Raw genomic sequence first — 11664 nt, forward strand, 5'->3', positions numbered from 1 at the left:
CCGTTTTTCAGATAGTCTTTTTTACTTTTTTTATACACGTTCTTTTTGTGACAATTGTTGTTCACAATAGATTTCATTTTTTCGTTTGGCCACTTCTGACACTGTTTCAAGTGAAAATCGGAATGGATTTCCTAGCGCAAATTCTTCTGAAGGTAACGCCGTTTGGATCTCTTTTCCATAACTTTTTCCTTTTAAAATCACTTGATTATGCTGCGGATCTTCAATAAACGCCGCATCCTTCAAATGTAACGTTCGACCCGTATCTTCTTCCATTACTTTCCCGTCTTTCTTGTCGATCCAAAGTGAACCAACGGGCACAATATTCTTATTCTCTGGCGTTTCTAAAGTATTTTTATGCTCCTGCTTCACTTCTGCTGGCTGGATCTCTGGTTCTCTTTCTCTGTATTGATTGATTTCATTAGAAATGGTTTGAATGAATTCATTTGCGACACGACTGACATCATTCATGATTTTCCCACGTTCCGCAGCTTCCTTATCATCCAACGTCTGACCATTCTTCGTCCATGTCGCAATATAAGGAATAGCTTTCTCCGAGGTGTCCATCCCAAAATGCTTGCACACAATATAGGAGGTCATTTCTGCCTGTAGTTCTTTAGTTGCGGTATCTAATTCTGAAAATTTGTGCATTCTAGCATGGGCTAATTCGTGAATACTTGTGGCTAAATGCTGCGTAGGAGTATTTCGAGTATTCATGACGATTTCTTCTTCGCCAGTAAATTCGTTACGAACGTACGCCCCACGTGCTTGTCCTAATTCTCTTTGATAGACTTCACTTTCTGTCATATCTCGAATTTGAATTCCAATATTTTTGGCTACCGCTTGAATCCCAACTTGAAGTTCTGTCTGCCCTGTTTTATCCAATTGAAAATCAAAGACGCGGTTCGGGAAGATTTTCGGATAGTCTTCAGGCTTCAATTGTGTTTGTGTGATATCAAACACTTTTTCAATCGTGTAGTAAGGTTTTTTGATCACTTCGATTTGACCACTTTCGATTCGTTTTTTATCTTCTGGTGTAGCTTCTGTTTCTCGAACAAAGCCACGTCCTTTCTCATAAAATCCTTTGACCGTTTTTCTGACAAAGATCTTGTTCCCTTGTTCCCCTTTTTTGATATAGATTCCTTCTTTTTTCAACGCGGCACGACCTAAACAAGCCGTTGCACCTGGAAATTGTTCCTCAATCAATAATTGATTTCTAAAGGATCGTTCTGGAAAACGAGACATAAAGTTCAAAAGTTCTTTGACGTCTTCAGGAGAATGGGTATGCTTTTTCACCGCATCCAGTGCCTGTTGCGAAAGGGATTTAACTTCTTGTTTAATCTCTTCTGCCGTTCGTTTTTGATAGCCCTTTTGTTTTGTTTTTGTTTCTTTCGACTGCATTTCTTCTTTCGAAACAGGTTCATTTTTGACCGATTGTTTTTGTTCCTTCTCAGGTACTTGTTCGCACAATTTTGCTAACTCTAAATAGATGGGTTGATTACTGTTGACGCCATCCCCTAGATCCATTCGGATCTGATCGACTACTTCTCCGTTCTTCACTTCTTCAAAATAGAATTTATAATAACCTGCTTCTGCGGCGTATTGGTTATCCAACGTTTTGAGTTGATCAATCAATTCGAATGTTACGATCTCCCCACCATAACTTTTCAATCCTTTTTCTGGATCATTTTCGTTGAATTCTACTCGATAGAAATGATCGATTTCTTTCTCTTTCACAGAATCAATTGGTCTAGCCTCTTCAAGTAATTCACGAACAGCTGCCTTTTCTTCTTCCGACGTGGCTTGGTATTTTTTTGACGCTTCAAATTCGCCGTTTTCATTGAGTTCTAAAGCGACTTTTCGATAGCCTTTCAGAAAATAGATAGTTGGATTCTTTTTCCATTGCGTCACTCGTCCGCTGTCAATGATCGCTTGTACTTCAGGAAGAATATTTTCTTTTCCTTTCTCTGATTTTTCTTTCAGCTGTTCTAATGTTTCCAATTTTCGTTGGTATTTTCGGATCGTAGCGGCTGAAAAAGTCGATTCACCTTTTTCAAAGCGTTCGATTTCTTCTTTGATTCTTGGAATATTTTCGATTGTCATATCCAAGCCGCCGTACTTGTTATAGCCCATTTCCTTTAGCTCTTCTTGTCTTTCAAGTTTTTCTAACTGTTTTTCTTGTTGCTTGATCTCTTCTCTCAGACTATGCATTTTGTTTTCTAAACGTTCTTGTTGCCTAAACCAAGAATGCCCATTTCTCTTATCGTTCATTGGCTGACCGTTTGTCTTTCTCTGGTGTTCAAACATCTTCTCAATTTGTTCGTTTAATTCATTTTGCAATCGTGCTAATTTTCTTTTGGATTTTCCCAAACGACTATTGTCTAGTGGTTCTTTTTCTTCTGCCATGTCCGTTTCCTCCTAAACAAATGGATAATTTTCTACTGCATCAACGAACGTTTTTGTAATCAGATTTAACGCTAAAATATCGCCACTTCGATAAGCTTTTGCCGCTTTGTCTGTGACGACAAAAGATCTACCTGTTTGAATTTCTGTCACAAAAACGAGATTGTCTCTGCTTTTTTCAACAACAACTCCAATAGTTGAATAAGCCATTTCTTCTTCCTCCCTTCTCTTTCTTTTGATATAATGTAGTCGGAAATCGCACCACTCATTGAATTGGCGGAAAACAATTCATTGAAAAAAAGAGTCCTGGACAATTACGTTCAGGACTCTTTTACTTCTTTTATTCACTTAACAACTAACATTCTGTGAGTGAAATAGACTCTTCAATGCTTTTACACGGGAAGTTATTGATCCCCTCTTCATTCATTTCCCAAGTAGTATAATAAGGCGCTAACTTGCCTTCATATTCTTGAATGATAAAATATTTTTCACCCTTCACATGATTACAACAGTACACACCAGTAGCTGGGTACTCAACGACTAAAAATTGATTTGGATCAAACTGTTCGTTTCTCAACATTTCTCTTATCTGAAACAAATGCTCTTTTTCTAAACAATCGGGAAGTTGTTCGATTCGTTCTTCTCTTAATGATCCTTCTATAACTTTCCATTGATCTAAATATTGTTTCATTGCTATTCCTCCTACTGTCTTTCTTGTTCCATTTGAATTCTTCGTTGTTGCTCTTCGTATGCTTTACTGGCGTGGTATTTTTCTTCATGGGCATTAATCGTTCGATTTAATTGACGCAAACTCCGTTGCGTGACAACTCTTTGTTGGAATTGTTTCCTCCGCTTCATGAATTCTTCGTAACTATACTTGTATTCATTTGTTGGCAACTGTTTAAGTGTTCGGAAGGATCGTTCATTGTAAATAGATTGCATCTGATCGACACCTTCTATTAATGGTTTTATTTGACTATCTTGTCTCTTCAGTTCTGTTAGGATGGCATTTCCTGTGCGCTTTTTTAAATCAAAGAGGGCGTTTTTTTCTGCATCCTTTGATTCTCTTTTGCTTTCCCCATAAAGACTTTTTGCTTCTTCTTTCAATGCTTTTGAAATCTGTATATATTCTTGATATTCAGGTTCTTTTGTTAAAACATATTTGGTTAACTCATCGAGTTTCTCTCTTGTGTATGGTGAAAGTTTGGTTCGTTTTTCATCCCCGTAATTCCATTCTGAACGTTTGTCAGGTAGGGTTTTATATACTTCATTTAATAAGTTCATTGCGTGTCGATCGTAACGCGCTGGCTCTTTTACCACTTTTGTTAAGGTGTTACGCAAATCACTTTTCCGCGTCAATAAATTTCGTTTCTCCATACCAATCATTCGATCCTTTTCATAAGAAAAACGTTCTAACTCATGTACATAATTGGTCTTCATTGCGTCTAATGTTGCTTGTCTTCTCTTACCTTTCGGTACGATATAACTCACACCATTTTCAACCTCCGTGTAAGGTTTACGCGTATTTTCTTTTTCAACAACTGCAAAATGAATATGGATATGTTTGGTATTACGGTGAATCGTTGCCATCCAGTAGCCTGTTTCGTTCAGTTGCTCTTTCTCGAATAATGTCTCCATCATTTTTCTTCCAGCTGCTTTTAATCCTTCTTCATCTAAAGTATCTGTTTTGGGATCGTACAATCCTATTTTTTCAAGATACGAATTATCATGAGAGACAACATCTTGATAAATGATTGAGCCTTTTTGTTGTCCTCTTTGGAAGATTTGCTTAATCTCCTTCAGATCACTTCCTTTCACTTCGTCTGAAGCCATAGAAAAAACTCCAGGAAGGTTTCCTGAAGCTTTTTTGTGTGGCTCTGTTTGATATTTTTTTATTGCTTGGTTCAAGCGTTGGTATTCTTTTTGTTCACTTTGCGTCAGTTCTTTCTTTTGTTCTAACGCATAGTGACGGGTCATATAAGAAAGATATTTGGTAAAATCTTGTTCCTCTAACTTGTCAAAGTTGATTCCATTTCCCATCAAAGATTGAGCTTCATTCGACGTTTCGCTGAATTCTTTATCCGTCTTACTCTCCGAAAAAGTTTCTCCTTCAGGAATATAAAAATCCTCTAAAGCATTCTTGATTCGTTGCAGTTCCTGTTCTTCTTCAGGCGTACGTCGTTCCATTTCTTCCAGCGCTTTTTCTCTTGTCATATAATCAATGTATGTTGAAAAAGATTTTTTATTGGGCAAGGTAAATTGACAAGTGAGAATGACTGCAGGCGATTTATTCATCATGTTCCCCTTCTACTTTTATCTTTTTAGAATCTTCGTTGGATCAAATGGATCTACTCTGGCATAAACAGATTCATTCACAGGTTTCTTCAACTGAGGGGAATATTTTTTGGTTTGATTAGATTTAATTTTTCCTTCCACACGTTCTTTTGCTTCTTGGTAAACCGTTGAATTTGTACCAATTAGTATTCCTGTATCTTTCAAATGAAGATCTGCAAACTCTGAAACCATTTGGGTTAAAATAGAAATTTCTTTACTCATTCCATTCAACTTTGCTTGATTGGAATTTACCTTTTTCTCCATTTCTGGATCATAATTCATACATAGAAACCGAACGGCTTCACTATAGTTTTTAACTTCTGCATGAGTAGAAATAATCTCATCCAACACATCGATATGTGTTTGGTGAAAATAAATGTGTTTGTCTATAACCTTTGCCATATCAAAGTTCACTTCCTCTATTTTGCTCGATCAAGATTTCTAAAATACGATTGTTTTGGCTAACATATTCATCTAATATCTTTGTGTTATAGCTTTGAATTTCTGAAAACTTTTCTAATAACTGATCAAACTTTTCTTTTTTATATTCCATCAAAGGACGATCAAAATCATTTTCTATTAGTAATTTTAAATAATCGTTACGACTCCATTTATTACCCGTACGGTTACTTAGTTCGTCACATCTTCGATCAATTTCTCTTACGATTTTCTCATCCACATTTCTTATTCTTACTTCCATATTAATTCCTCCAATTTAAAAAGGATAGCGAAAAGGATCCTATCCTTTTTGCTATCCTACTACCCTCCTTTTACTATCCTTCACTATCCTTTCACTATCCTATTTTTAAATATTTTGTTCCCACATTTATTTTTGAGAAACGTAATAGGCACAGCCTATTGGAACACTTTTTTTAAAAAGTGTTCCCACGTTTCCTTATGCTCTTTAAAAATTAAGGTTATTTGTGTATTTAGACAATAAAAAATCCTTCTAACTTTGTCGATTAGAAGGAAATAATTTGTCATATGAAAAATGAATTTAAGAAAAAGTGTATGCTATAATTGATACGCTGTCTTCCTGTTTGGTTGAAATCTTCAGCCAGAAAGGAGGAGTGTTAAATGTTTTATGTGCTTGATGTTTGTGTTAGAATCGTGGTTAATGTTTTCTCCCATCTCATTAACAGCTATACCTAAGGTGATATAGCTGATCCATAAACATTTTTGATATACTTTTTTCACATAAAATCCTCCTGTTTTTATTTTCTTTCAGCCGTAAAATATTTTTTAGCAGCTAAATACAAAGCTTCAAATGATCTGAATTTTAAGGTATCTAAACTCTTTCTACCATTCTTCAACTCAGATATTGTTGTGTTAGATAAATTCACTTCTTGACATATTTCTTTAGCTTTTACAACTTTGAGATAGGCTTTAATCAATACTTTCTGCTCAGCGAAAGTATCTTTGCCGACCAAGTTCGCTCGCTTCATTTCTTTTACTCCACCTATTCTTCTAAATATTTTCTTTTGTCATACGATCAATTTTTTCTTGAAGTTTTTGAATGATCTCTTCTTGATCTTTCATTTGCGTTTTCGATGTTTCAATTTCTTGCTGGTAACTATTAATCTTATTTTCAGTATTTTCCTGATCGTCTGCAACTTGATAAGGCAATTGATCTTTTAGTTTCTTCACTAATTCTTCATTCAAATCAATGGTTGCTTGGAAGGATTCAATTTGTTTTTGTGCTGCTTTTTGTTCTTTCTTGTATCCTTTCACTTTGTAATTCATCGCATGTTGTTCATAATCTTCATCTTTCACTTGATCTTTAACCTTATCTTCGTGAACGTAATAAATCAGATCTTGTGGTTCTTGCATATCCACTTTTGGATCAATTTTTTCAGGAATAATGGTTAAACGCATGGCAATATATTCTTCTGGTACATGCGATAGCTTCACTGCAAAATAATCATTAGACACCTTAATCACTTTGGCTTTTATTGCTTGATAATCTCCTTTAGCTGTCTTTACTTCTACGCGATAATTAAGATTAGCCAGTTCTTTTAATGAGCTTTGATCTTCATCGTCAATCGCAAATTCAAAAACTAATTGCTGGTTCGCTCCTTTTTCTTTTGAAACCATCGTCAGTTCCTTCGTGTTTAAAAATGCGTTCGTGCTTACTTCATCTGGTATGTCTACCTTTTTATGTGTGTAAATCGGACTAGCAAGAATCAAAAAGCCGAGAATCATAAAGATTCCCAGCCATCTAAGATAACTTTTTCGTTTTTTGAAACGTTGTCTTGCTCCTTTTTTCTTACTCATTTTCTTCCTCCTAACGAGTGAAATAACTAAAGTCTGTGACTTTCCATTGACCATCTACTTGTTTTTCAGTGACAGTTAATCCACCTTTTATTTTTTGCGGTTTGACATCTTTAAATTGAGGATTGCCGATTGTATAATCAACAAATACCACAAAATTTTGTTCCTCTTTTACACTGCTTGTTTGAGCGTAAGTTTGCACGTCACCTAATGTAAAAGAGTAACTTCCGTAATCATCATGTTGGTGATCATCGTCTGCAGGACTTAATTTGTCGATCACTTCTTGGGTTGCGACATCTTTTAGTTTTTCCGTTAATTCATTTCTGCTTAATGATTTATCAATGGCCAATTGACCGAACTCTTCTGCCGTCTTTCTTTGTGCTTCAGTGACTTCCTCTTTTGCTTTTGTGCCATCTTGTTGCTTCAGCTGATCGATTTCTTGGTTTTTCTCATTGATGGTTTGATTTAACTTGTCGATCTTTGCCTGCGCTGAAGAGGAATTTTTTTTGAGCTTCTCAGACGCGTTTTTAGCCACTTCTTCAATTTTATAGGTATTTGTCGCTTGTTCCTCTTTCAGCTGCCAAAACAACGCGATATTGCCGATTAAACTAACGCTAATTGCAGCTGTTAAGACGATTTTTAAAGTTTTATTTTCCATATTTTTTCTCCTGATCTATTTTTTGCTGCTATTAAAAAATGGTAATGGATCGATCCATGTACCATCATCTGTGAATGCGTGTCCTTGTGCTTGACGCCAATCCATTCGAGTGAAGCCTAAATGCAAGTGTGCTGTATCTCGTATCCCGATTACTTGACCAACTTTCACTTGATCGCCTACTTTCACACGAGAATTTCCTGTACTATTCGCAAATTCTTGATACACCATATTCAAGCCATCGTAATTGATCACGATCACACATGCGCCTAAACCTGAAATACCAGGATTTCCAACGTACACGACTTTTCCACCATGAACCGCATGAATCTCACTTCCTGGATGATCAACTGAACCAAAGTCTAATCCATCATGGAAGCCATTCGGACGGAATTCACCGCCTGGATTCGTTCCAAATAATTGACCACCGCTGAAGGAACTTTTATCTAAACTGCTGCCAGGGAATGGATTCGTCCATTCACCAGTAATTGTGCCATTATCATTACCACCTTCACCCCAATGTTTCATCGCGAATTCATCATATTCGGTTAATTTATTAGAAGTGATAATTGACATACAACCTGTATAATACGGACTATCTTCAGTAATTCCTGCAGCGGCATAACCACCTCGTCCTAAGATCAATAAGCTTGCGCCAGGGCTTTTATTTCCTACACATGCATTAAAATTTGATTGTGTGGCTACCATAAAGCCGTAATAGGAGAATGCAGCTTTTGAGTTGGGAAACTTCATGTACCAGCCCCCTTCAATGCCACCAATTCCTCGTGCAGTTCCTTTAGGAAACAAACAACCATCAAACCAAGTAATCCCAAAATAGTTGAGATCATTTCTTGCGGACGCCGACGTACCAAACGCTGATTCATAACCGTATTGCGAAAGAATCACACTTGGTAATAATTTATATTTCACTGCTGCACCTACAGCATATTGCGCAATCTCATCAGAAAAAGGGCCTCTTCCTTTGATTTCTTTATAAATGGGTAATCCTTCCGAATATTCTCCTGTAAAAGCTTCGCCACCACTACTTGAATCTGAATCAGAATTATCAATCGAACCCGCCGCAAGTATTAGAAAAAGGGTCACGAACACAGTAATCAAAATAGTAATCAAACCTGCAGAAGTACCAAACAACCACAAAAATAAGCGTCGCTTTGCACGACGCTTAACATACTGCTTGATTAAACTTTCATTTTGGTTTTCCATTATTTTCCTCCATCAAACAATTTTAATTGACGTTTGTTCGGACTAAAATGAACACGAATGGTTTCTTTTGAGCCAAAATTGATCACAGCGTCTCCTTGATTTTGTTGAGGAATGGATTCTAATTCTGAGTTCGTCATTGATTTACCAACTAATCCTTCTATATGACGTAAAATAGATTCATCCATACGCATAAAGATCTTCGTAGAAGAAAATTCAAAGACTTTCTTCAGTTTCGAGAAGTTATCAGAAGACATATTTTCTGGCACCATTTCTTGTGGGGATTGTGTAGCTAAAACAGTCATTGCTTCTACTTTACGCATTTCTCGTTGAAAGTTTGTGACATAATTTACCGTTTCAATAAAATCTGGATTAATCGATACTGATAGGTAAGAGTTTGATATTATCTCCGTCTTTTCCCCCAGTCCACACCGTACGTGCGACTTTCACCGCATACGGCGTTCCCTCGTCTATAAAAGACATTCTGTTTTCCCGTCCTACAAATATTTATTAAGCTATTTCTTCGTTACCAACTTTTAATCTCAACTCATTGAGTTTTTCTTTTTGTTTTGGATTTAATTTTAGATATTTTAGAAGTTCCTCAATCGTTTCACTTTGTGTAGCGTGTATTACCCGATGAACCTCCTCAGTAACAATCACTAGGTTTTCATAGCTATCACTTTTGCTTTCATGATAAGGGATAATATGATGACAATGCATTTCAGATAAGGTAAGCTCCTCACCTGTTACTGCACATCTTCCCTTTTGAGCGATGAATTTTGAAATTCGATTGTCCGCAAATTCAATCGTTGCTCTCTTACTAAGCACTGGATTGCTACACAACCACGATATCTTCCATTCTTCTACGGTTTGTTGCTTCTTATGAATGGCTTCCCTACCTTCTTCGGTGTATTTATTAATATTTCTTTTTTTACACATCGGATGTCTGTGTTGAATATACCCTACTGGTAATATTGGAAACCCTCTTATATATCGTATTTGTCCTGACCGTAGGTAAGGCTTGTATCCTTCGTACTTTCCGTATTGTCCTTCTTTTGAGATTCCTTGTTCTCGTAGTCGTATTTCAAAACTTGGTCTGAGTTCTCTTGCAATTTTTCGCATTGCTACACTACAATGAGTCGCAATTTTGAAGTAATTATGAATCCCAATAACCATACTGTTATAGACTCCAATATAGATAAAGGTATCTTTGCTATTAGGACTTTTTTGAATTCGTTTGATTTGTTTTTTTAGTTTCACTTTAATCATGCTTTGTGCTTTTGTACCTATATGCGTATTAACAACCTTTTTGTTACCTTTGGTCACTAATTTCATCGTAAAGCCTAAAAATTCACTTTCTTCTTTTGAAAGATTTGTGATTTTTGACTTTTCTTCAGATATTGGTAACTTTAGACGCTCCTGTAACCACATTTTAGTTGCATAGAAAACTTTTTTCGCTTCATTATAATTTCTACAGAAAATTTTAAAATCATCTGCGTATCTCACTAGGTATATTTCTTTTAGAGTTGTACTCTTTCTGAGCTTGTGATAGATATTACCTTTATCCCAAGCTCCATTTTTCCTAAAATGATGTTTTAGCTCTTTGGCATCTTTTTCCTCCCACTGATTTGCTATCCACCAGTCAAATTCGTTGAGATTGATGTTCGCAAGTAATGGGCTAAGTATTCCGCCTTGTGGTGTTCCTTTTGTTGGGTATATCAACTTCCCATTTGGAAGTACTACGGGTGCTCTTAACATTTTCCTAATGATTAAGAGAAGCTGTTTGTCTCGTATACCCATAGACCAGATTTGTCTCATGAGTTTAGTATGATTGACTTCGTCGAAGAAACCTTTGATATCTACATCTACCACATATTCCATGTGACTTTGATTCATTCGGGCCATACAATCTGCTATTGCGTGTTCTGCTGATCTATTTGGGCGGAAACCATAGCTGTGATTATTGAATTTTGTTTCACATATTGGTTCTAATACTTGTAAGATGCATTGCTGCGCGATTCTATCCCATATTGATGGAATACCCAACGGTCTTAATTTACCATTATATTTAGGAATTTCTACACGCCTTACTTTCCGAGGGTTATAATGTGCGAATCGCTTCCTAACAATTTCTACGAATTCATTACGGTTGAGATTTTCAATATCTTTAATCGTTACTCCATCTTCTCCTCTTGTCACACTACCGTGATTTCTCTTGATATTACGATATGCTAGGACAATGTTGTTATCAGAAATGATAATCTGCATTAGATTCTTGAAATTATCTCCCTTCAAACTTTTGGAGTATATCTTATCGAAGATTTCCGTCATGCCATAATATTCTGCATGCCGCAACTTCCTATCTTTTGGACTTGTTTCTTTTGTCATGGTTTATCACGCTCCAATTGGCTCGTGACCTTTTTAGTCATACGAGAATCCCATGGTTGAACGGGTTTCATGACTTTTACAGACGAATCGAGCCTGTTCCTCCAGTTCCATTACAGAACCTTCATCAGTCGTGACTCTACTTTCACCATCACTAAAGTAAGTTATTTGTCATTCACATATTTCTTACTACCACTTCATCGAGTATGCACTCTCCATGTTGATGGCTTCCCCTGTTCCCTTATATCTATCCACATGCCTTAACTTAGATGCTAGCTTTTGCCCCCTAACTTCTCCTACGCCTGTAACGCAGCATGGTCTTTCATAACAACGACTTTTACTCAACCACAAGTTAGCACAATGAGTGATTTTTTGCTCACTGTCTCTCCCATTTCTAG

11 protein-coding genes and 1 pseudogene are annotated in these 11664 nt (G+C 36.5%); all 12 read right to left on the reverse strand.

Features of this window, described 5'->3' with window-relative positions; genetic code table 11:
- Window positions 1-30: 30 nt before the first annotated feature.
- Window positions 31-2403, reverse strand: coding sequence for an ArdC-like ssDNA-binding domain-containing protein (locus AC1F25_RS13550; protein ID WP_479994362.1), 2373 nt, complete (start codon window positions 2401-2403; stop codon window positions 31-33).
- A gap of 12 nt (window positions 2404-2415) precedes the next feature.
- Window positions 2416-2610 carry a hypothetical protein gene (locus tag AC1F25_RS13555; protein ID WP_002293517.1) on the reverse strand — a complete coding sequence of 65 codons (195 nt, stop codon included), beginning with the start codon at window positions 2608-2610 and terminating at the stop codon, window positions 2416-2418.
- A gap of 145 nt (window positions 2611-2755) precedes the next feature.
- Entirely contained in the window at window positions 2756-3091 is a 336-nt protein-coding gene (locus AC1F25_RS13560) for a hypothetical protein (protein WP_002310991.1), read from the reverse strand.
- A gap of 11 nt (window positions 3092-3102) precedes the next feature.
- Complete coding sequence (mobP2, locus tag AC1F25_RS13565; RefSeq protein ID WP_021109222.1) at window positions 3103-4695, reverse strand: MobP2 family relaxase; 1593 nt, start codon at window positions 4693-4695, stop codon at window positions 3103-3105.
- An 18-nt stretch (window positions 4696-4713) separates the two neighbouring features.
- Entirely contained in the window at window positions 4714-5136 is a 423-nt protein-coding gene (locus AC1F25_RS13570) for a hypothetical protein (RefSeq protein WP_081185852.1), read from the reverse strand.
- 1 nt (window position 5137) lies between these two features.
- Window positions 5138-5434, reverse strand: a complete 297-nt coding sequence (locus AC1F25_RS13575; protein WP_479994363.1) for a hypothetical protein — start codon at window positions 5432-5434, stop codon at window positions 5138-5140.
- Window positions 5435-5948: 514 nt separating this feature from the next.
- Window positions 5949-6179 (reverse strand): hypothetical protein, encoded by a 231-nt coding sequence (locus AC1F25_RS13580; RefSeq protein WP_002304981.1) that lies wholly within the window; start codon window positions 6177-6179, stop codon window positions 5949-5951.
- A 22-nt stretch (window positions 6180-6201) separates the two neighbouring features.
- Window positions 6202-7008, reverse strand: a complete 807-nt coding sequence (locus tag AC1F25_RS13585) for a hypothetical protein (RefSeq protein ID WP_010728920.1) — start codon at window positions 7006-7008, stop codon at window positions 6202-6204.
- A 10-nt stretch (window positions 7009-7018) separates the two neighbouring features.
- A complete protein-coding gene (locus tag AC1F25_RS13590; protein ID WP_002330620.1) occupies window positions 7019-7663 on the reverse strand; it encodes a hypothetical protein in 645 nt (214 codons plus the stop codon).
- Window positions 7664-7678: 15 nt separating this feature from the next.
- Window positions 7679-8884 (reverse strand): glucosaminidase domain-containing protein, encoded by a 1206-nt coding sequence (locus tag AC1F25_RS13595; RefSeq protein ID WP_479994364.1) that lies wholly within the window; start codon window positions 8882-8884, stop codon window positions 7679-7681.
- A pseudogene (locus AC1F25_RS13600) lies at window positions 8884-9261 on the reverse strand (ATPase); the annotation flags it as partial. The pseudogene AC1F25_RS13600 and the gene AC1F25_RS13595, both read right to left, overlap by 1 nt.
- A 130-nt stretch (window positions 9262-9391) precedes the next feature.
- A complete protein-coding gene (ltrA, locus tag AC1F25_RS13605; RefSeq protein ID WP_479994365.1) occupies window positions 9392-11269 on the reverse strand; it encodes a group II intron reverse transcriptase/maturase in 1878 nt (625 codons plus the stop codon).
- Window positions 11270-11664 lie beyond the last annotated feature (395 nt).

It is taken from the genome of Enterococcus sp. M-BR2, from assembly GCF_056612775.1.